This window comes from Hymenobacter antarcticus (assembly GCF_039539545.1).
In the GTDB taxonomy this organism is placed as follows: domain Bacteria; phylum Bacteroidota; class Bacteroidia; order Cytophagales; family Hymenobacteraceae; genus Hymenobacter; species Hymenobacter antarcticus.
Window position 1 is genome coordinate 1 of the sequence record NZ_BAABDI010000022.1, and the last position, 21033, is coordinate 21033.

A 21033-nucleotide genomic window follows, 5' to 3' on the forward strand; every position below is an offset into this window, starting at 1 on the left:
GACCCCGGCCCAGGCCACGGCCGCCGTGCGCGACCACTGGGCCATTGAAAACAAGCTCCACTGGCACCTGGACGTGACGCTGGGCGAAGACGCCCACCGCTTGCGCCAGGCCCAGGCCGTGGAAAACTTGGCCCTCGTGCGCAAAATGGCGCTTAACCTGCTGCAACAGGACCCCACACGGGTCAGCATCAAGAAAAAACGAAAGCGGCTCGGATGGAACGATGCCTATTTGGAAGAGCTGCTGACCCAGATTTGCCACCAACTCGCATAGTGCGGTTAGTCTGTTTCCTGCCTGGGCTGGCCGCCAGGGTCTGTACAAGCGCGCTTATCAGGGCGTAGTGAGCTACGTATAAACTGGCACCCGTTTCGCCGCTCCTACCCGATTGCCTTCTGCACCCAGGGCTTCAGGCCCGGCACCCGGGCCAGGCGCACGCCGGCATTCACCAGCCACGGCTTGTTGCTGAGGAAGCGCATGAGGCGGTAGCTTTTAGCCAGCTTCCGGCTGATTTTCTGGGCCACCTGCGCGTCGTACTGCCGCATGAAGTCGGCGCTGAAGTCCTGCTTCTCAAAACAGGCCACGGCCTGGGCAGCGGCCAAAATTCCGCTCTGCATGGCGGTGTCGATGCCGTGGCCCTGGATGGGGTCGATGAGCGAAGCGGCATCGCCGCAGAGCAGGAACCGACTGCCGCTCATGGGCACCGTGCGCCCGCCGCCCAGTGGCAAGCCAAAGCCCTGAATGCGGCCGTACTGCTGCGCCCCATCGAAGCGGCCGGCCAGGGCGGGATGCCTGGCCAGCAGTTCGGGCAGCACTTGCTTTAAGTCGACTTTGTGCCGGGCTACGGTTTCGGAAAGCATGCCCAGACCCACATTGTACCGGCCCTGACCGACGGGGAAAATCCAGAGGTAGCCTTGCAGGTAGTCTTTGGTGAAAAAGTATTCGGTGAGGCCGGCTTCGGCTCCTTTGATGTTGCTGAAATAGGCCCGCACGCCGGCGCAGTGGTGGGCGCGGTCGAGCGGGGCGGGCAGCAGCTGGCGGCGCACTACGGAGTTGGCCCCGTCGCAGCCGATGACCAGCTGGCAGGTTATTTCCGCGCCTTCGGTGGTGGTCAGGCGCACATGGTCGGCTTCGACGCACAGGGTTTTCAGGCCCGTATTTTCCAGGATTTCCGTGGCCGAATTAGCACGCACCAGTTCCAATAAAGCCGCGTCGAACGTCTCGCGGGGGCTGTTGAAGCTGGGCAGCTTCCAGCGCATCCAGAGGCTGTCGCCGTTGGGAGCCACGAGGCGCGACTGCTGCACGGCATCGAGCGGCTGGAGCTGCCAGAGGCCGTCAGCGAACGCGGGGTCGAGCTGACGCAGGGCCTTGAGGGCGTGGCCGGGAATGGCATCGCCGCACACTTTGTCGCGGGGGAACCGGGCTTTGTCCAGCAGCGCCACGCGCAGGCCGCTCTGGCGCAGGGCCAGGGCGCAGGCCGTGCCGGCCGGGCCCGCGCCGATGATGGCAACGTCGTAAGTAGTAGCGGGAGAAAGCACGGGCCAAAGGTAGCGGGCGGCGCGGCCCGCGAAAAGGCCGCGTTCGGGTAACCACGGTGAGGCTTTTCTGCGTAACCCCACAATCTTATGCCCTCAAAGTTGACTGATACCCCTACCTCCCTGATTCCGGCCGACGACGCGGCCCGCCTCCACGCCCTCGAAGGCTACCAGCTGCTGGATGCGCGCAGCGAGAAAGTGCTCGACGATGTAGTAGCCGCCACCGCCCGCCTGTTTGGCGTATCCAACGCCATGCTTTCCATCGTGGAGAAAGACGAGGTGCTGGTGAAAGCCCCCTACAACCTGCCAGTGACCATCGAGCGCATTCCACGCGCGCAAAGCTTGTGCTCGGCCACCATTTTACAGGATGAGACGGCCGTATTCGAGGACCTGAACCAGGCCAGCGCCCCCGACGTCGACGTTTCTCTAGTGCAACAGTTGGGCCTGAGCTTCTACGCCGGCCACAACCTGCGCACCCCCGATGGCTACAATATTGGAACGCTGTGCCTTTACGACGGCCCGCCCCGGCAGTTTTCCGAGCCCGAACAAGCGTTGCTCGCCACGCTGGCCGGCCTGGTGATGCGCCTGCTGGAGCTGCGCCGCACCCTGGGAGCCCACGCCGAAAGCACCGCCGTGCTCTGGGAGCCCGTGTACCGGGCCGTGGGCGGGCAGCTCGCCCGTCTCACGGCGCTGGCAGAACGGACTACGCCCCCCGGCGGCCCCGTGCAGCTCACGGCCGCCGAAGCCCGGGAAGCAGCGGGCATCGTGGGCATCATCGACCAGATTGTGGCAGCCACCTTGAAGCGGGTGTAGGCCATGAGCGCGGAGGCACCGTACTTTTACGGTCTTTCCGTGTTTGTAGCATTATGGTTGAAAATAGCAAGGTGAAAACACTGGCGCTGCTGGGTGCCACGGGCTCCATTGGCACGCAGGCGCTGGAAGTGGTGCGGCAGCAGCCGGGCCGGTTCCGGGTGGCGGTGCTGAGCGCGCAGCGGCAGTGGGAGCTACTGGCCCAGCAGGCCCGCGAGTTCCGGCCGGCCGTGGTGGTTATCGGCGACGACAGCTTTTATCAGCCCCTGAAAGCCGCCCTGGCCGACCAGCCCGAAACCGAAGTCCTGGCCGGTACGGCTGCCCTGGCCGAAGTGGTAACGCGGCCCGAAATCGACATCGTGCTCACGGCCCTCATGGGCTACGCCGGGCTGCTGCCCACGGTGGCCGCCATCCGGGCCGGCAAAGACATTGCCCTGGCTAACAAGGAAACCCTGGTGGTGGCCGGCGAGCTGATTACGAGCCTGATAAAGAAGCACAACGTGCGCCTGCTGCCCGTCGATTCGGAGCATTCGGCCATCTTCCAGTGCCTGGTGGGCGAGGAGCAGAACCCCATCGAGAAAATCATCCTCACGGCCTCGGGCGGGCCTTTTCGGGGCCGCTCGGCCCAGCAGATGGAGGCCGTGACCAAAGCCCAGGCCCTGAAGCACCCGAACTGGGACATGGGCGCGAAAATCACCATCGACTCGGCCTCGCTCATGAACAAGGGCCTGGAGGTGATTGAAGCCAAATGGCTTTTCGGGCTGACGAACGAGCAGATTGAGGTGGTGGTGCACCCCCAGAGCATCGTGCATTCGCTGGTGCAGTTTGAGGACGGCTCACTGAAAGCCCAGCTGGGCCTGCCCGACATGAAACTGCCCATTCAGTACGCCCTGGGCTACCCGCAACGGCTAGCCAACACCTTTCCGCGCTTCTCGTTTCTCGATTACCCCACGCTCACCTTCGAAGCGCCCGACCGCGTGGCCTTCCCCAACCTGGAGCTGGCCTTTGGGGCCATGCGCCGGGGTGGCAACGCGCCGTGCGTGCTCAACGCGGCCAACGAAGTGGCCGTGGCCGCATTTTTGCGCGACCAAGTGGGCTTCCGGCAGATGTCGGACGTGGTATCGGAGTGCCTGGCGCGGGTATCGTACCTTGCGGAGCCGTTATTGGCCGACTTAGTGGCCACCGATGCCGAAACACGCCGGGTAGCTGCGGAATTAATTAAAAATTAAAAATTACGAATTAAAAATGGCGGCTTCAGTGCTCAATGCAGCCTTTATCACCTCCTTTAAATCCGTAACTACTAATTTTTAATTCCTAATTTTTAATTTTTAATTCATACTCTTCCCTTGGAAATTCTCACCATGATTGGCCAGCTGGTGCTGGCCCTTTCTATCCTCGTTGGCTTGCACGAATTCGGCCATTTTGCCTTCGCCAAGCTTTTTAAAATCCGGGTCGATAAGTTCTACATCTTCTTCGACTTCCTGTTTCCCATGCCCAGCGTGATGAATTTCGCGCTGTTCAAGAAAAAAGTGGGCGAGACGGAATACGGCATCGGCTGGTTCCCGCTGGGCGGCTACGTGCAGATTCACGGCATGATTGACGAGACCCAGGACGCCTCGGCCCTGGCCGGCCCGCCGAAGCCCGACGAGTTTCGAGGCAAGCCGGCCTGGCAGCGCCTGCTGGTGATGCTCGGCGGCATTATTATGAACGTCATCACGGGCATCATCATTTTCTCGGCCCTCACTTTCAAGTTTGGCGAAAGCTACCTGCCGGCCTCGGAGGCCCGCTATGGCGTGCTGCCCAACGGCCTGGGCCGGGAAATCGGCTTCCGGACCGGCGACAAAATCGTGAAGATTAACGGCCGGCCTTTCCAGGAATTCGACGACGTGCGCCGCCCCGAGGTTATCCTCGGCAACAACAGCTTTTACACCGTAGAGCGCAATGGCCAGCTGCTGGACCTGAATGTTCCGAACAACATCATGGACAAGCTGGGCAAGCAGGGCGACAGCCTGTTTGTGCTACCCCGCGCCCCCTTTTCGGTGGGCCGTGTGATTGCGGGTGCCCCCGCGTCCAAAGCCGGCCTGCAGGTAGGCGACCGGGTTACGGCCGTGGGCAGCACGCCCATTACGTACTTTGACGAGCTGCAGAAGGCCCTGAAAATCAACGCTAACAAGGAAACACCGCTGGCAATTCTGCGCAATGGCCAGACCCTGACCATCCCGGTGAAGGTGGATGGCGAAGGCCATATCGGCTTCGAGCAGAAGCCCGACCTGAAGTTTAACACCCGCACTTTTGGAGCCGTGCAGTCTATTCCGCGCGGGGTAGATGCGGCCTTTGGCGTGATTGGGGCGCAGGCCCGGGCATTTGGCAAAATTTTCAAGGGCCAGGCCTCGTTCGGGGCCAGCATGGGCGGGCCGGTCGAAATCGCGCAGCAATACGGCGGCCAGTGGGATTGGGTGCGGTTCTGGACGCTCACCGGCTCGCTGAGCATGGTGCTGGCCTTCATGAACCTGCTGCCCATCCCAGCCCTCGACGGCGGCCACGTCGTTTTCCTGCTCTACGAGATGATTCTGCGCCGCAAGCCGTCGGATGCCTTTCTGGAAGGAGCCCAGCGCGTGGGCACGTTCCTGATTCTGGCCCTGATGGCTTACGTATTGGTCTTCAAGCAGGTAATGAAGCTGTTTAACTAGACTGAAACTGAACGACAAGAAAGAACGTCATGCTGAGCGAAGCCGAAGCATTTCTACCGCTACACTAAAATCAATTAGTTACGCGGTGGAGATGCTTCAGATTCGCTCAGCATGACGTTCTTTTTATCGTTTATTTATCCGAATTCCATATCCCACATTATGCGCCTGCTTATTGCCTTAGCTGCTGTGCTGCTGCTGTTTCCGCTGGCCGGGGCGGGGCCGGCGCTGCACGCCTACCACTCCACCATCACGGAGATGCGCTACAACGCCGCCAAAAAGCAGCTCGAAATCGCCGTAAAGGTATTCACCGACGACTTTGAGAAAGCCCTCTCGCAAGGCCAGCCCACTCATGTAAACCTGACCGATGCGGGGCCGCGCCCGCTGGTGCTGGCCACGGCCTACATGCAGCGCACCTTGCAGGTGAGCACGCCGGCCGGGGCCCCGCTCGCGCTGCAAGTATTAGGCATGCAGGCGGAGAACGACGGCTATTGGTTTTACTGCAAAGTGACGTTGCCCGGCCCGATGAGCGCCGTGAAGCTGCGCCAGGCCATGCTCCTGGAAGCCTTCGGCGACCAGATGAACATTGTAAACATCGAGGCGAATGGCCAGAAGCAGAGTGCCCTATTCCGCGCCGGCCACGAGCAGGAAGTGCTAAAGTGGTGAAGTAGCGCGGCCAGAACGTGTACCCCGAATTTCCAATCCGGCGCGTGCGCGCCGCCAAAATCAGTCGTTCCGTAGCCCAGACGCGCCGAATTGGAAATTCGGGGTACACGTTCTCCTGCTACGCCTCAACGGCCCGGCGCAGGAACTGGCAGAGCGGCACCATGGCGGCAAATACCTCCAGCACGTAGGCCCGGAAATCGGAATTAGCCAGTACGTCGGCATCGGCCAGGTGGCGCACGGCCACGAAACTCTTGTGCCGGAGCAGCTCGATTTCGGGGTGGTCGGCGGAATAGGCGGCGGGGGATTTTTTGAGCTTGTCGCCGCCCAGGGTGCCGAAGTAGCGCTGAAAATCGGGCGCGGCCAGAATAGCCTTCAGCTCGTCGGCATTGTAGTCGATTTCCTGCCGGATGGCCGCCAGTTGGGTTTTATCGGGCATGTAGAGGCCGCCCGCAATCATGGTCTGGCCACTGGGCCCGAGCTGCAGGTAGTAGCCGGGCGAGTCAACGTCTTTGCTGGGGCCGGCGGTGAAGTAGGCCGAGAAATGCGTCTTGTACGGGTCTTTGTTCTTGCTGAAGCGCACGTCGCGGTAGATGCGGAAGAGGCTTTTACGGCCCTCGGCGCTGGCCAGGGCCGGGTCGAGCTGAGCCAGTCCGCAGGCCCAGAATTCCGCATCTTCTTCAAAAGGAGCCCGCAGCTGGTCGTAAGTGGCTTTGCGCTCCTGGAACCAGGGCCGCTCGTTGTGTTTGGCCAAGCCGGTGAGGAAGGTGAACAGGGGTTTGAGCTGCATGGGGGCGGGAAAATGAGAACGGAAAACTCCCCTCCTTTTTTAAGGAGGGGATGTTCGAGCCAAAGGCTCGGACGGGGGTGGTTGCACTCGTTGAACGATGGGCGAACGAGGCCAATATCAGTCGTTCACCCATCATTCAACGAGTGCAACCACCCCCGTTTCAGCTTTGCTGAAACATCCCCTCCTTAAAAAAGGAGGGGAGTTTTTGTTCAATCCTCCTCCCCTTCTTCCTCCTCGTGCTCCACTTTGGCCTCGCGCACGGCGGCGCTGCGGCGCGGGGCCGGCATGCGGCTGTGCTCGCCCCGCACGGCCTGCCAGATATTCTCGTTGAAGGCCAAATCCGGCGCGGCGTCTTCGCGGCTCAAGTCGAATTTCAGGGAACGGCGGGCGGGGGCGTTGAAAGCGGTGTTGCGCACGTCCTGGGGTGTGGTGGCGGGGCGAACACTGTAAGGCGCGAAATTGGGCCGGGGCGTGAAACAGGCCCAGAGCGGCAGGGCGGCGGCATCGTACTGGCTCATGGGCGGCAGGCCGAGGATAAGCTCCAGCGTGCGCAGCATCCCCGACGTGGTGTAGGCGGTGTGCACCACGGCGTGACGGCGCACGTAGGGCCCGATGAGGTAGGCCGTGGAGCGGTGGGCGTCGATGTGGTCGGGGCCGTTCTGGGCGTCGTCTTCCACTATCATCACCACCGATTCTTTCCAGACCGGGCTTTGGGAAAGGTGCTCAATCAGGCGGCCGAGGGCCAGGTCGTTGTCGGCGGCGTAGGAGAGCGGGCTGAGCGCGCCCCGGCGGGCCCCCATGGTGTGGTCGTTGGGCAGGCGGATGATGCTGAAGGCCGGCACCTGCCTGGCGGCTACCAGGCGGTCGAAATCCTGCTCCCAGATTTTTTCGCGGTCTACGTCCTTCACCCCCATATCGAAGCCGGAATAGCCTTCGCAAAAGTGGCCCTCGATAGAAGGCACGGTGGCTTTGCCCTTGTACACGAACTCGCCGTAGCTGCGGTAGCTGCGGCCGGCGCGACGGCAGTAGTCCCACAGAAAACCGTCTTTGGGTTCGGCCACTTCGCCGCGGCGGCCTTCGAAATCGTATTCGCCGCCGCGGGCGCTGTAATAGCTGGGCCAGCTTTTCTCCACGAAATCAGTGGCGTAGGCGGCCGTGCTCCAGTTGTGGCCGTCGGCACTCACCTCGGCATCGACGTAAAAATTGTCGAGCAACACAAACTCCCGGGTGAGGGCGTGGTGGTTGGGCGTCACCTTTTCGGGAAAGAGACAGAGGCTGGCGTCGCCGTTGCCGGCTGGCACATCGCCCAACACCTGGTCGTAGGTGCGGTTTTCTTTGATGATGTAGAAAACGTGCTTGATGGGCGAGACCTGGCCCACGCGCTGGGGCACGGGGTTGCCGGCGGGCACGTCGGGCGCGGCTTCGCGGGCTTTGCTGAAGGGCGTGTTGGCGTACACCTGGGCCGAAAACGTGGCCAAAGCCGCCGCATCGGGCAGGGGCAGGCGCGAGAGCGAGCCCAGCAGCAGCCCGCCGATGTAGCCCGCGCCCTTTTCGCCTTCGTCGCGCACCGGGTTGGGGCCGTTGGGGTTGGGCTTCGAGGTGCTGCCTTTGCCGTTGACGATGAGCAGCTGGTTGCCGGCCACGCGCACCGCCGTGGGGTACCAGCCGGTGGGCACGAAGCCCAGCGGCCGGCTGGCGGCCGGCTCGCGCACGTCGAATACGGCCAGGCAGTTGTTATCCGCATTGGCGATGAAGAGCTGCGAATCGTCGGCGGTGAGGGCGAGGCCGTCGGGCGTGCTGCCGGCGGGCGAGGCCGGAAACAGGGCCGTGTTCAGCGTTTCCGTTACCTGGCCCCGGCGGGTATCAATGACTGAAACCGAGTTGCTGTTGGCATTGGCCACGAACAGGCGGCGGCCGTCGCGGGTCAGCACCAGGTCGTTGGGGTGGCTTTCGACGGCGATGCTCGGCAGCAATTGGCGCTGCTCAGTATCGTACACGGCCACCGCGTGGCTGCCCCAAAGGCTGATGTAGAGCCGGTTGCCGTCGGGACTAAGCAGCGCCCCGTAGGCCTCGGCGGGTAGCTTGAGGGTGCGCAGGATGCGGCGCGTTTTTAGGTCGAAGGTGTAGAGGGAATTGTCCTCCCGCGTCACGGCGTAAAGCTGCTGGCGACGGCCATCGACGGCGAGGCCGGCCACGCCGATTTTCTGCTTGGGCCATTTCTCACCGAGCACCAAGGCGCTGTCGGGGCGCAGCTTTTGGCCTTCGATGCGGAAGCAGTGGATGCGATTGTGCTGGCCCCCGGAGGCGTAGAGCCTACTGCCGTCGGGCGCGAAGGCCAGGCCCGCCCAGGCGGCCGATACCACGCGGGTATCGAGCACCTGGCCGGTGGCGGCATCGAGCAGCTGCACCGAGTTCTGGCCCCAGCCGGTATTGGTCACGGCGGCCAGACGGCCATCGGGGCTGAGCTGGAGGCTGAGTGGCAGGTCGCCGAGCGGGGTGGCCGTGCCGGCGGGGCTGAGTTTCCAGCCGTTGGACAGGAGCGTTTGGCTGGTGCCGGCAATGGGGCCGGGCAGCGCGCCGGGGGCCTCGGGCGCGGGCTTGGTGCCGGGGCTGCTGGTGCAGCCTATCAGCAGCAATAAGGGCCCTACTGGGATAAGGTGGCGGATTTTTAACAGGAATCGCATGGGCAAAAGGGCCCGTCGAGACGGCGGCGGCGGGGGCTGCGAAGGTAGCGGGTGCGGGCGGCAATGGGCCTTACGGCAAGGTTAGCGCAGTGTCACTTTTTGTATGCTGAGTTAAAAGTTGAGAGTTAAAAGTTAAAATCCATTATGCCTGTTTTTTTAACTTTTAACTCTCAACTTTTAACTTTTTGCAAAAGTGTACACTAACCTGAAAAGCGTTGTGTGATTACAGGTTAGACTTCTGATTCGAGAAAAATTCAACCACGACAAAATAGAAACACCTGAATGCCGTTGTAGCGCTATTCCATCTCATTCCGGTTCTTGTTTATGCTGCGTCGTTTGTCGTGCTGCGTGCTGTTGCTATTGCCCGTTTGCCAGTTGCTGGCCCAATCCTGCACCGCGCCCGCCGATACCAGCGGCGGGGCTTTCTGGCGGCAGCAGCTGCGGTTCCCAAGGGTGCGGGCGGCGCAGGTGGGCACGGGGCCGGTGGTAGCCAGCCGCCTGCGCGCCCGCGGCCTCGACCCCCAGCGGCTGGAAATCATGTTTCGCCTCATCAAAACCAACCGCGAGCTGGAGGTGTGGGCCCGCAACCGGGACGGCGGCCCGTTCGAGCTGCTCCACGCCTACCCACTGGCGGCGGCTTCGGGCTCGCTCGGGCCCAAGCGCCGCGCGGGCGACTTTCAGGTGCCCGAGGGCTTCTACGAAATCGACCGGTTCAACCCCAAAAGCAACTTCCACCTCTCGCTGGGCCTCAACTACCCCAACGCTGCTGACCGCGCCCTGGGCGAGCCCAATCCCGGCGGCGACATTTTCATCCACGGCGGTGCGGTCACCATCGGCTGCCTGCCCATCACCGACGCGGGCATTGAGGAAGTGTACCTGCTGGCCCTGACGGCCCGGGCGGCCGGGCAAGCCGTGATTCCGGTGCATATTTTCCCGTTTCCGCTCACGGAGGGGGAGCTGGCCCGGCGGCGCAGCAGCCCGCACCAGCTATTCTGGCGAAGTTTGGTGGCGGGCTACACGTATTTTGAGAAGCACCATGAAGCCGCCGAAATGGCCGAGCCGGTAGTAGCCGAGCGCTAGCGCGGTGCAGCGCGAAGCGGCGCTGCCTAGAGCAGTTTCCGAGTCAGTGTAAATTTTTGAAAACAGTTAAAAGTTGAGAGTTAAAAGTTAAAACCCGCTATGTCTGATTTTTAACTTTTAACTCTCAACTTTTAACGCTGTACATGGACTTGGAAACCGCTGTAACTTGCCGCCGTGCCGCGTTTCCTCCTGCTTTTTCTGGCGCTCATCGCCCTGTTCAATCTCAGCCGCGTGCTGCGTGAGCCCCGGCCCGGCCCCGACCGGCCCATGGATTTCCGCACCTGCTACGTGGGCCAGGAGGTGCTGCGGCAAGGCGAAAACCCATACAACGATGCTACCCTCAAAAGCGGCTGGCAGCGCATTGCGGCGCGCGAGCACCTCGCCACCCGCACCCAGCCGGGCCTGCCCAACCTGCCGTTTCTGTACCCGCCGTGGGCGGCAGCGCTGTTTGGCATCACCATTGGCCAGTTGCCCTACGCCGTGGCGTGGCCGCTGTGGTACGGCCTGGCCCTGCTGAGCCTGGGGTTGGTGGCGTGGCTGTGGCCCAAGGTGTTGCGAGCCGAAAACGCGTCTGTGCTGCCGTGGTGGCAGTTTGTACTAGCCGCTTTGGCTTTGAAAGGTACCGTGCCGGCCCTGCTCACCGGGCAGCCCACCTTTGCGGCGCTAGCGCTGGGGCTGGGCGCGCTGGCGGTAGCGGGCGGGCGCACCTCACCCCCAGTCCGCATCTGCTTGAAGCGCAGAGTCCCGCGGAGAGGGGAGCCGAACGACGGTTTTGTCCGACTAGCGCGGTTTTTGGGTCGGTGTACCGTTTTTAAAGGAATTAAAAATGAAGAATTAAAAATTAAAAGTCAGATAGTCAAATTCTTAATTTTTAATTCTTCATTTTTAATTCCTTTCAGCAAGGCGAAAGCCCCCGGCCGGGCCGTGCTGGCTGGCCTATTGCTGGGTTTAGCGGCCTTCAAGGTGACGCTGCTGCTGCCTTTTGCGGCGTGGTTTCTGTGGCAGCGGCAGTGGCGGGCGCTGGCCGTAGCCGGTGCCGTGGTGGCCCTACTTAGTGCCGTGGCATGGTACTGGGCGGTTATTCCAACAGATTTATTGCCCACCTACCAAAACCTACTGGCGCAAGTTCGGGCCCAATCCTTCGACCCGGCCGACCCTGATTATCCCCTTACCCAGGGCATGACGTTGCGCCTGGAGCTGGGCAACGTGCTGGAGTGGCTGCGCCCCGGCAGCAGCCCCTGGCATGTACTGCTGCACGGCGCGCTGTGGCTGGTGGCACTGCTGCAGCTGGCGTGGCTGCGGCGGCAGGGCACGGTACTGGCCGGTTGGTACGTGTTTCTGGTGCTGAGCACGCTCACCCTGCTCACCACCTACCATCTTTACTACGATGCGGTGCTGCTGCTGCCGCTATTGGTATTTGCCCGGTATTTGCCCCGCTCGCGGCAATGGCTGCTGCTGGGGCTGCTCCTGCCGCTGCTGCTGCCGCTCAATGGAATCGCGCTGGCGATAGGCAACCCAACGGGGCTGCACTGGCTATATTTTTTGATGCCGCTGTCGTTGCTGGGGGTGCTGGCGGTGCTGCTGGCCTGGCCGGTGCACCGGGCCAGCGGCAGCCGGTAGCGCTGCGTTGCTCGGCGATTGCCTCTACGAACCTCTGCGGTAACTTCCCGCCCGATTCCCGCCCGATTCCCACCCAATTCACCCAACGGACGGCACCATTGCCTTTCGCACACCACTCGGCACGGTTTTTTCGTTTAGCGACCGTTACCAATTGCTTATCCCATCCATGAAACGCCTTTTTATTGCCCTGCTTCCGCTGCTGCTCACCTTCGCGGCCCGCGCCCAGCGCCCCACCGACATCTGGTATTTCGGCCAGCAGGCCGGCCTGAGCTTCGCCGATGGCAACGTACCCAAGCCGCTGAACGACGGCAAGATGAGCACCTTCGAGGGCTGCGCCGTGGCTACCACCGCCAAGGGCGAATTGCTGTTCTACACCAACGGCGAAACCGTGTGGAACCGCCAGCACCGCCCCATGCCCAACGGCACCAAGCTGATGGGCAGCGGCAGCAGCACCCAGTCGGCCCTCATCGTGCCCGACCCCGGCTCGGGCAACATCTTCTACATCTTCACCGTGGCCCCCCAGGGCACGCCCAACGGCCTGCGCTATTCGATAGTGGACATGACTCGTGACGATGGCCTCGGCGACTTGCCGCGCGTGAACCTGCTGCTCATCCAGCCGGTGGCGGAAAAGCTGGCCGCCGTGCGCCACGCCAACGGCCGCGACACCTGGGTGGTGGCCCACCGCTGGAACTCCAACGCCTTCGTGAGCTACCTCGTCACGGCCGACGGCGTATCGGCCAAGCCCCTGATGAGCAACGTGGGCAGCATGAACGCCGGCCCCGGCCGCAACGCCATCGGCGCCCTCAAGTTCTCGCCCGACGGCAAGCACCTCGCCGCCGCCCTTTGGCGCGAAACCAACAAGTTTGAAATCTATGATTTCGACCGCAGCACCGGCAAGGTGAGTAACCCGCGCAGCTTCGGCCCTTTTGCTGAGGCCTACGGCGTGGAGTTTTCGCCCGATGGCTCAAAAGTGTACGGCACCTGCAACGGCGTGGGCGGCGGGCAAACCGAAATCTGGCAGTTCGACCTCAAAACCAAAGCCAAGACGCTGGTCGGCAAATCGGCCAACCGCAAAATCGGGGCCCTGCAGCTGGGTCCGGATGGCCGCATCTATGTGGCCCGCGAGGACAACCCCAACCTCGGCATCATCGAGCAGCCCAACCTGCTGGGCAAGGACTGCAAGTACATCGACGAAGGCCTGAAGCTGGGCGGCCGCCGCAGCAAGCTGGGCCTGCCGGCGTTCGTGGTGGTACCGTGAAGCAATGAGTGAATGGGCAAATGAGTGAATGAGTGATGGACCGTCATTCACTCATTCGCTCATTCACTAATTCACTCATTGTACTACTCGCTGCCGCCAATCTTGAAGCGTAGCAGCCCAAACGCTACCGACGAATACGGCGACTCTTCGCTGAACAGGCCCACCGCGTCGCGGGTGCTGATGCCGGCTTCCCACACGGGCGTGACAAAAGTGAGGCCCAGCGGCAGGCTCTTGCCGTAGCCCGCGCCGCCGGTGAAGCCGCTGCTCAGCTTCAGCCAGTTCAGGGGGCGGTAGTCCACCCCGAGGCCCACGAAGGTGGTAGTCAGGTTGCCGGCCACCTCGTTCAGGGGCATGGTTACGTCGAGGCCGGCTTCGAAGAACTTGCTGATGCGGACCCCGCCGCCCAGGCGCAGCTTGGCGGGCAGGGCCGCCGTACGCTCCCTGGTGGGGGTGTATTTGAACAGGTTTGGCTTGTCGGTGTCGAACTGCGAGCTGATTTCTTCGAACACGTTATAGGTCTGCACGCCGGTAGAGGCGGTTTGCTGGAGCTTCTGGTCGGAGGCTTCGAGCACGTTGCCGGTCCAGGTCATCGAGCCCATGTCGGTGACCGAAGCGCCGAAGCGGAAGATTTTGCCGATTTCAGCCGATATACCGGCGTCGAAGCCATTGCCGCGGCCCACCGGCTTCAGGCCCGAGCCCGATTCGTAGTTGAAGTTGGACGCGTTGTTGGCCAGCGCGCCGTAATTCACGTCGAACACCGGCGAGAGGGACGTGTAGGCCGTCAGGTTGCCGCCGCTCACCCGGATATCGGCAATGCCGATGCCCTGAATGTAGCGGTAGCCCGCCCCTACCGACAGCTTGAAGCCGGTTTTATCCAGCACCTGCACGCCGTAGGCAATGTTGAACTCGTTGGTAACGGAGGCCTGAATGCTGGTGCCATCGAGCACGGTGGAGATGAGCGGGGCGTTGGGGGCCGTGGGCGTGGGCGTGCCGCTGGTGTTGGGCACGGGGTAAAACTGCCTCACCACGGCGGCATTCTGGCCGTTGATGATGATGTCGGCGGCGTTGCGGTTGAGGGCGAGGTGGCCGCCGATGCGCTGGCGGCTGCTGAACGCCAGGCCGCCCAGGCCGCTGGGCAGCGTCACGGCCAGGCCGAAGAGGTTGGTGTCGAGGTTCACGTTCAGCACGTTGTCGCCGCTGAGCTGGTCGACCAGCGTGGCCCGCTCGGCGGGCCCGATGCTCTGCTCGCCGTCGTAGAGAATATGCTTGAAGGTGGTTTTGGAGAGCGACTGCGAGCCAATGCCCGCGCCCACCTCGCCAATGGTGAAGGCGACCCGGAAGTTGGGGTTGCGGCCCAGGTTGGCCGGGTTGATGCCGATGGCCTGGTAGTCGGTGGCAAAGGTGTTGACGACCCCGCCGCGGCCGGTAGCCGAGAAGTTGCTGAGCTCGTTTTGGGCGAATGCGGCCGTGGGTACAGTCAGGCCAGCGGCCAGCAACAGGGAATAAAAAGCAGGTTTCATACAGAAAAGAGGTGGCGGGTTTAGCTTGCGACCGGATTGGGCATCTTCAAAAGCATCCTGCTTTTTGCGCATACTGCCCGTTCCGGCCGCAAGCTACAGCGGTTTCCAAGTCCGTGTACCTTTTTGAAAGAAGTTAAAAGTTGAGAGTTAAAAGTTAAAATACAAGCTGCCTGAATTTTAACTTTTAACTCTCAACTTTTAACTTGGTACATAAAACGGGAAACCGCTCTAACCCCTACCCTCCAAACCATTGCCCCCAAAACGCCTTTCTGCTCCCGAATACGCCACTGGCATCCTGGCCGGCTCCCGCACGGTGCTGGGCCGCGCCATAACCTTAGTCGAAAGCACCCTGCCCGCCGACCAGGCCCTGGCGCAGGAAGTGTTGCAGGCCGTGCTGCCCCAGACTGGACGCAGCCTGCGGGTGGGCATCACGGGCGTGCCCGGCGTGGGCAAAAGCACGTTTATTGAGGCGCTGGGGCGCTATCTGGTCGAAACCAAGGGCCTGAAGCTGGCCGTGCTGGCCGTGGACCCCAGCAGCCAGCGCGGCGGCGGCAGCATTCTGGGCGATAAAACCCGGATGCCTTGGCTGGCGGCTGAGCCGGCCGCGTTTATCCGGCCTTCGCCCTCGGCGGGCAGCCTGGGCGGGGTGGCGCGGGCCACGCGGGAGGCATTATTATTATGTGAAGCCGCGGGCCACGACGTGATTTTTGTGGAAACCGTGGGCGTGGGCCAGTCCGAAACCACCGTGCACGGCATGGTCGATTTCTTCCTGCTGCTGATGCTGGCCGGGGCCGGCGACGAGCTCCAGGGCCTCAAGCGCGGCATTATGGAAATGGCCGACGCGCTGTGCATCACCAAGGCCGACCACGGCAACGAGCTGGCCGCCCGCCGCGCCCGCCTCGACTACCAGAACGCCCTGCACCTGTTTCCGCCCGCGCCCTCGGGCCAGGTGCAGCCGGTGCTGCTCACCTCGGCCGTGAGCGGCCTGGGCATCGCGGAGCTATGGACCGTGGTGGAAACCTACGCCGAGGCCACCCGGCAGAATGGCTACTTCGAGCAGCGGCGGCAGGAGCAGCAGCTGCAATGGCTGCACCAAAGCATCGCGCAGGCGCTGGAAAGCCGGTTTTATGCCGATGCCGCCGTGCGCGAGCGGCTGCCGGCCGTGCGGGCGGCCGTGGCCGCCGGGCAAATCACGCCGATGGCAGCCGCGGCAGAATTGCTGGGCACGAAGGCGTAAGCAAGAAGTCGGTAGGGGCTGTGGGCGCGGATTGAGTGCGCGAGTGCGGCCTCTGATGTCAGGGGCTGCAACTGAGCCTTGCGCATTACAAAAAATAAATATTTTAAGATAAAAAAGGTCTTTTACAAGCATACAGCCAATTAACCGGCAATTGGGCACCAACCTGCGAGTGGCCTAAGGGCTAACTATTGGCGGCAGTGTATACTTTCGTTTCCGTCAGAATCTGACCTGCGCTCCCCAGGCATTGGGCAGAAACTCGATTTTCATCACCGTCTCCCGACCACTAGGCGGGACTTTTAGGACATCATCCAATGAGCCGATTACGCATTCGCTTTCACGAAAACCCGGCTTTCCCGTGGGATTCCGGCTCGTACGAAACCGCGCTGATTCCGCCTAGTATCGACTTCGGCTCGGGCGAGCAGCTTAAGGCGGCGGCTGACGCTGAAGGCCTGGCATTGGTCATCTATTCCGGCTACGAGTCCCTGTTTCCGGATTGCAAGCCCCAGCGTTCGACCTTGACCGGCGACCTGGAGGAGGCCGTGTACGCCCTAGCCGATGAGCTGGTGGGAACGCCGGAGGACCATTTTGAACAGTGGCCCGATGGGTATCCCCTGCTGCGCTACCTGGCCTACTGGCGGCTGGCGCTGCTGGAAGAGGGCGCGTATTTGTCGCTGAGCAGCATTCACTGAGGTAGGCCGGCCGCTAGTCCCTGACGGCCTTTATCTTTAGCCTCGAATTACTTTTTTCATTTTATAGCATGCCCTCCCCTATCCTGCCTTTCTCCCGCCTGGCCCTGCTGGGCCTGCTTTCCTTCGCCTCCCTCACCGCCCGCGCCCAAACCACGCCGGAGCAAATTCGCCGCTGGCAGCACCTCGACCAGCAGGCCGACGGCGTGCCCGGCATCAGCGCCGACCGCGCCTACCGGGAGCTGCTGGCCAACCGCCCGGCCACGCCGGTGCTGGTGGCCGTCATTGATTCGGGTATCGACACGACGCACGTCGATTTGAAGCCAATTTTGTGGCGCAAGGCGAGCGAAGTGGCCGGCAACGGCCTCGACGATGACCAGAACGGCTACGTGGACGACGTGCGCGGCTGGAGCTTCCTGGGCGGAAAGGACGGCCGCAACGTGGGCGTGGAAACCCTGGAGCAAACCCGGATTTACGGGCAGTACCGGACGCAGTTTGAGGGCAAGCAGCGCAAGTCGCTTTCGAATGCCGACAAAGCCAAGTTTGACCTGTACGAGCGGGCCAAGGCCTCGTACGAGAAGGATAAAAAGACGGAGGACGAGCGCCTCGCCCGCATCACCGAAGCGGCCAGTGCCAATGCCGCCGTGTTTGCCCGCCTGAAGCAGGCGCTGAACGTGACGCGCCTCGACTCGGGCCTGCTGCACACGGCGGCCGGCCGCGCCGACCTGCCCGAAGCCAAAGCGCTGTATGCGTTTCTGCACCGGGCCGGCTACGCCAGCGACGAGGAGGCCACCAAATCCCTCGCCGAGGCCCTGAACCGCTCCCGCGAACGAGTAGAGAAAAGCCTGAACCCGGACTACAACCCGCGCGCCATCGTGGGCGACAACGTGGCCGACCTCACCGAAACCAAGTACGGCAACAGCGACATTCAGGGCCCCGACGCCAGTCATGGCACGCATTGCGCCGGCATTATCGGTGGGCTGCGTGGCAATGGGCTGGGGGCCGATGGCGTGGCCGCCGCCGTGCGCATTATGGGCGTGCGCTCCACGCCCAGCGGCGACGAGCGCGACAAGGACGTAGCCAACTCCATCCGCTACGCGGTGGACAACGGTGCGCAAATCATCAGCATGAGCTTCGGCAAGGACTTCTCGCCCGAAAAGCAGGTGGTGGACGCGGCCATGCAGTACGCGGCTCAGAAGGGCGTGCTGCTGGTGCATGCCGCCGGCAACAGCGCCGACAACACCGACGAAACCATGCACTTCCCCTCGCCCAACTACCTCAACGGCAAGGAGATTCCCAACCTGATTACCGTAGGTGCCAGCAGCCGCTTCAATACCCAGGACCTGGCCGCCGGCTTCTCCAACTACGGCCGCCAGACGGTGGATGTGTTCGCGCCGGGCGTGGCCATCTACTCCTCCACGCCGCGCAACACCTACGCCACCTACAGCGGCACCAGCATGGCCACGCCGGTGGTGGCGGGCGTGGCGGCGGTGCTCAAGGCATATTTCCCGCAGCTCACGGCCGTGCAGCTCAAGCAGATTATTCTGCAATCAGCGGTACCCTATCACACGCAGGTACTCAAACCCGGCACCAAGACGATGGTGGATTTTGCCACGCTCTCGCGCACCGGCGGCATCGTGAATTTGTACGCCGCCGTGAAAATGGCCGAGCAAATGACGATGGCGAAGTAAAGCCGAATTAGCAGGCAAAAGCACGTCATGCTGAGCTTGCCGAAGCATCTCTACCGCGCAACTGATTCAATCGTTGCAACGAAGCGGTAGAGATGCTTCGGCAAGCTCAGCATGACGTGCTTTTTTCCGCCCTCTTCTGCCCGTCTGCTCTGTACCCCCTAACTACCCGCGCCGGGGCCGCAGGGCCAGGTAATCCAGAAAATACAGCACCTTCACCGACACGTTGTTATTGTGCGGCGTGTTGATGGTGTTGCTCAGGTTATCGAAATAAAGCGGGGTGGCGGCGTTGGCTTCGAAAAAGGAAGCGCTGGCGTTTTTCCACACGATACTGACCTGCGAGCCGGGCGCAAACCACCACGCGTACACGGCATCCACGTTGAAGGCGTTGAAGGTGTTGTCGCGGTTGCGCTGGTAAGTGGGCTCCTGGGTTTCCACGCCGTCGGGGTGCAGGCGCGAAAAGTCGCGGTAGTGCACGTTGCTCACGTAGTGCCGCAGGCGGATATTGAGCGACATGCGGTTGGTGAAGGTGTAGATAGCGGTGGCCGTGTTAGTGATGGTGGTCACGTCGCGGCGGCCCAGCAGCACGTCGCCCTGGGGGCCGCCGAAGGCGAGCAGCAGCGGCGCATCCAGCGCATTGTTGCCGCGGAGACTGCCGGCGTAGCCAATCTGGTTGCGGCGCACATTGTACCCAACCTGGTACACGAAGCTGAGCTGGTTGCTGGCCCGGTAGCGCGGGCCCAAGTTCAGGTCGAAGTTGTTGCGGCCGGTGCGGTCGCCATCGGCGGCAAAAAACCGGGCTCCGTACCCAACGTCGAGGGCAAACTTTTTGCGGTAGTCCGAGGAGAAATTTCCGTTGAAGCCGAAGGTGGCCGGCTTGCGCACGTAATATTTGCCAATGGGCTCGCGGCGCGGGTCGAAGTAGTCGCGGGTGAGCGGGGAGGCATCGAGGTTGAGGCGCACGAAGAGGAAGCTTTTGGCGAAAATCGTGTTGGCCCCGGCGTACACACCCGCGTCCTGGTAGCGACGGGGCTGCTCCAGCAGGCTGTAGTTCAGGCCGCCGTAGGTGCTCAGCTTGTTCACCTTCCAAAAGGGCTTGTAGATGTTGTAGCTCGCGTTGACGGACTGCGATATGCTGTTGTTGGCGAAGAGTAGGCCCAAATCGTTGGGGTTGTAGGTGTGCGACTCAATGCCGTGGTCGACGTTCCAGGTGAAATTACCGCTGATTTTGCCGAAGCTAAGCTGGTACTTGTAGCCGTTCTGGTCATCGATTTCGGTATCGCGGTTGAACTCCTTGCCCCGGCGGTTCGAGTACACCACGCGGCCGTCGATGGCGTAGGAATTCTTCTTGTTGGCGAAGCGGAACAGGCCGCCGGTCACGTTGGCATCGTAGGTGCTGCCGGCGCGGGTGACGTTGGTGTTGATAAGCGAAACGTAGGAGTTGTTCTTCAGGCTTTGGTCGAGCACCACAATGTTGTAGTTGGCGAAGGGCTGGGTGAGCACGTCGCGCCGCGCGCCGCTGGCGCTGTCCTGCACAATGGCGTACACGTTGTTGCTCAGCGCGTTGAAAATACCCACGCCCAGGCCCTTGCTGGTGCGGCCCGATACCTTGGTGGCGTTGAGCAGGCGGGTGACGCCGGGGTTTTCCACCACGAACTCGCCCGGGTGCCAGCGGCCGTCGGGCTCGCGTTCGCCCTTGCGCAGCTGCCCGTTCACCTCCCCGAAGCCGATGGGCGTGGCCCCCACCCGGCGCGAATAAAACAGCCCGCCCTTGTTGAACAGCTCCGTGCCTTCGGTGAAGAAACCCCGGTTCTCGTTGAACTGCACCTCAAATGGCGAGAGGTTGAGCACCTGGTTGTCGCTCTGCACCTGCCCAAAATCGGGTACCAGCGTGGCATCCAGGGTAAAGCTTTCGTTGATGCCCCACTTCACGTCGGCCCCGCCGTTGAAGCTGGTGCTGGAGTTCTGCTTGCCCTGCTTGTTGTAGGGATAATGGTTCACGTAGGTCGACACGTAGGGCGTGAGCGAGAGGCGCAGCGGCGGCTTAATGTCACGGATGCCCGTGAGCGTGCCCCACTGGTTCACGAAGCCATCGACCTGCGGCTTCACCTCGTTCCAGAAAAACTTCTGGCGGGTGCTGCGCCGCTGCCGCACGAAGTTGATGCCCCACACCTGCTCCATGGCCTTGCTGAAACGAATGGCCGAGTACGGAATCCGGATTTCGGCCACCCAGTCGGTGCCGCGCAGGGCGGTGCGCGAGTCCCACACGGCATCCCAGCTCTCATCCTCGCCGTTGGTGGGCGAGATGCGGGCATCAAACTGCACGCCGCCCGAAGTCAGGATGAATTCGTAGCCGTTGAGGTGGTCGTTGTAGGTATCGAGCATCACCCCAAACCAGTCGGAGTTGCCAATATTATCGCGGGCGCTGAGCTCGCGCAGAATCGAGTCCTGGGCCACGTCGTGCATAATAGCGCCCACGTAAATCGCGGCATCGTCGTAGAGCACGCGCACTTCGGTGGGGTGCTTTTCCGGGCGGCCCGGCGTGGGCTCCAGCTCGTAGAATTTGGTGGCGATGGGGGCCGTCTGCCACACCGCTTCATCGAGCAGGCCATCGAGCTTGGGAGCCGTGCTAATGCGCACGGCTTGCAGCTCACGCTTGGGTGCGGGCTTGGCCGCGTCGGCCGAAACGGCCGGGGCCTGCCCCCAGGCCGTGCTCACAACCAGCAGCAGCCAACAACTCAGTAAATAACGAAACATATATTTTCTACTAACCGGTAGTA

General features: G+C 62.3%; 16 protein-coding genes. 11 read left to right on the forward strand and 5 right to left on the reverse strand.

What is annotated here, in order from left to right; all coding sequences use genetic code 11:
• On the forward strand, window positions 1-271 hold a 271-nt coding region (locus ABD819_RS14830), incomplete at its 5' end, for an ISAs1 family transposase (protein ID WP_345123482.1).
• A 104-nt stretch (window positions 272-375) separates the two neighbouring features.
• Here the strand turns inward: ABD819_RS14830 and ABD819_RS14835 are convergent.
• Complete coding sequence (locus tag ABD819_RS14835) at window positions 376-1533, reverse strand: NAD(P)/FAD-dependent oxidoreductase (protein WP_345125587.1); 1158 nt, start codon at window positions 1531-1533, stop codon at window positions 376-378.
• A gap of 87 nt (window positions 1534-1620) precedes the next feature.
• Here ABD819_RS14835 and ABD819_RS14840 point away from each other — a divergent pair, with 87 nt between their 5' ends.
• The 4 genes from ABD819_RS14840 (at window position 1621) to ABD819_RS14855 (ending at window position 5693) form a co-directional block, all read left to right on the forward strand.
• Window positions 1621-2343 (forward strand): GAF domain-containing protein, encoded by a 723-nt coding sequence (locus tag ABD819_RS14840; protein WP_345125589.1) that lies wholly within the window; start codon window positions 1621-1623, stop codon window positions 2341-2343.
• Between the two features lie 53 nt (window positions 2344-2396).
• Window positions 2397-3569 (forward strand): 1-deoxy-D-xylulose-5-phosphate reductoisomerase, encoded by a 1173-nt coding sequence (locus ABD819_RS14845; protein ID WP_345125590.1) that lies wholly within the window; start codon window positions 2397-2399, stop codon window positions 3567-3569.
• A gap of 117 nt (window positions 3570-3686) precedes the next feature.
• Entirely contained in the window at window positions 3687-5030 is a 1344-nt protein-coding gene (gene rseP, locus ABD819_RS14850) for an RIP metalloprotease RseP (RefSeq protein ID WP_345125591.1), read from the forward strand.
• A gap of 159 nt (window positions 5031-5189) precedes the next feature.
• Window positions 5190-5693, forward strand: coding sequence for a DUF6702 family protein (locus tag ABD819_RS14855; protein ID WP_345125593.1), 504 nt, complete (start codon window positions 5190-5192; stop codon window positions 5691-5693).
• 118 nt (window positions 5694-5811) lie between these two features.
• On the opposite strand, the gene ABD819_RS14860 is transcribed toward ABD819_RS14855, so the two are convergent.
• On the reverse strand, window positions 5812-6480 hold the full coding sequence (locus ABD819_RS14860; RefSeq protein ID WP_345125594.1) for a DUF2461 domain-containing protein: 669 nt from the start codon (window positions 6478-6480) through the stop codon (window positions 5812-5814).
• A gap of 209 nt (window positions 6481-6689) precedes the next feature.
• Entirely contained in the window at window positions 6690-9164 is a 2475-nt protein-coding gene (locus ABD819_RS14865; protein WP_345125596.1) for a beta-propeller fold lactonase family protein, read from the reverse strand.
• A gap of 324 nt (window positions 9165-9488) precedes the next feature.
• On the opposite strand from ABD819_RS14865, the gene ABD819_RS14870 reads away from it, so the two are divergent.
• From ABD819_RS14870 to ABD819_RS14880, 3 genes are all read left to right on the forward strand, one after another.
• The gene (locus ABD819_RS14870) at window positions 9489-10244 is read left to right on the forward strand and encodes a L,D-transpeptidase family protein (RefSeq protein WP_345125598.1); all 756 of its coding nucleotides are present in this window, start codon (window positions 9489-9491) and stop codon (window positions 10242-10244) included.
• Between the two features lie 174 nt (window positions 10245-10418).
• Window positions 10419-11864 carry a glycosyltransferase family 87 protein gene (locus ABD819_RS14875; protein ID WP_345125600.1) on the forward strand — a complete coding sequence of 482 codons (1446 nt, stop codon included), beginning with the start codon at window positions 10419-10421 and terminating at the stop codon, window positions 11862-11864.
• A gap of 166 nt (window positions 11865-12030) precedes the next feature.
• Window positions 12031-13122, forward strand: a complete 1092-nt coding sequence (locus tag ABD819_RS14880; RefSeq protein WP_345125601.1) for a TolB family protein — start codon at window positions 12031-12033, stop codon at window positions 13120-13122.
• Window positions 13123-13205: 83 nt separating this feature from the next.
• Here the strand turns inward: ABD819_RS14880 and ABD819_RS14885 are convergent, their stop codons facing one another.
• A complete protein-coding gene (locus tag ABD819_RS14885) occupies window positions 13206-14642 on the reverse strand; it encodes a DUF5723 family protein (protein WP_345125602.1) in 1437 nt (478 codons plus the stop codon).
• Window positions 14643-14892: 250 nt separating this feature from the next.
• Between ABD819_RS14885 and meaB the strand changes: the two genes are divergently transcribed.
• The 3 genes from meaB (at window position 14893) to ABD819_RS14900 (ending at window position 18256) form a co-directional block, all read left to right on the forward strand.
• Window positions 14893-15879 (forward strand): methylmalonyl Co-A mutase-associated GTPase MeaB, encoded by a 987-nt coding sequence (gene meaB, locus ABD819_RS14890; RefSeq protein ID WP_345125603.1) that lies wholly within the window; start codon window positions 14893-14895, stop codon window positions 15877-15879.
• Window positions 15880-16190: 311 nt separating this feature from the next.
• The gene (locus tag ABD819_RS14895) at window positions 16191-16568 is read left to right on the forward strand and encodes a hypothetical protein (protein WP_345125605.1); all 378 of its coding nucleotides are present in this window, start codon (window positions 16191-16193) and stop codon (window positions 16566-16568) included.
• 68 nt (window positions 16569-16636) lie between these two features.
• Window positions 16637-18256: a S8 family peptidase gene (locus tag ABD819_RS14900; protein WP_345125606.1), complete on the forward strand. Its 1620-nt coding sequence runs from the start codon at window positions 16637-16639 to the stop codon at window positions 18254-18256.
• A 162-nt stretch (window positions 18257-18418) separates the two neighbouring features.
• Here ABD819_RS14900 and ABD819_RS14905 read toward each other — a convergent pair whose 3' ends face one another.
• Complete coding sequence (locus tag ABD819_RS14905) at window positions 18419-21010, reverse strand: DUF5916 domain-containing protein (protein ID WP_345125607.1); 2592 nt, start codon at window positions 21008-21010, stop codon at window positions 18419-18421.
• Window positions 21011-21033 lie beyond the last annotated feature (23 nt).

Coding starts and splice junctions, on each gene's coding strand:
- ABD819_RS14840 (WP_345125589.1), top strand. CDS start 1,621: ATGCCCTCAAAGTTGACTGATACCCCTACCTCCCTGATTCCGGCCGAC.
- ABD819_RS14845 (WP_345125590.1), top strand. CDS start 2,397: ATGGTTGAAAATAGCAAGGTGAAAACACTGGCGCTGCTGGGTGCCACG.
- ABD819_RS14855 (WP_345125593.1), top strand. CDS start 5,190: ATGCGCCTGCTTATTGCCTTAGCTGCTGTGCTGCTGCTGTTTCCGCTG.
- ABD819_RS14860 (WP_345125594.1), bottom strand. CDS start 6,480: ATGCAGCTCAAACCCCTGTTCACCTTCCTCACCGGCTTGGCCAAACAC.
- ABD819_RS14865 (WP_345125596.1), bottom strand. CDS start 9,164: ATGCGATTCCTGTTAAAAATCCGCCACCTTATCCCAGTAGGGCCCTTA.
- ABD819_RS14870 (WP_345125598.1), top strand. CDS start 9,489: ATGCTGCGTCGTTTGTCGTGCTGCGTGCTGTTGCTATTGCCCGTTTGC.
- ABD819_RS14880 (WP_345125601.1), top strand. CDS start 12,031: ATGAAACGCCTTTTTATTGCCCTGCTTCCGCTGCTGCTCACCTTCGCG.
- ABD819_RS14885 (WP_345125602.1), bottom strand. CDS start 14,642: ATGAAACCTGCTTTTTATTCCCTGTTGCTGGCCGCTGGCCTGACTGTA.
- ABD819_RS14895 (WP_345125605.1), top strand. CDS start 16,191: ATGAGCCGATTACGCATTCGCTTTCACGAAAACCCGGCTTTCCCGTGG.
- ABD819_RS14900 (WP_345125606.1), top strand. CDS start 16,637: ATGCCCTCCCCTATCCTGCCTTTCTCCCGCCTGGCCCTGCTGGGCCTG.
- ABD819_RS14905 (WP_345125607.1), bottom strand. CDS start 21,010: ATGTTTCGTTATTTACTGAGTTGTTGGCTGCTGCTGGTTGTGAGCACG.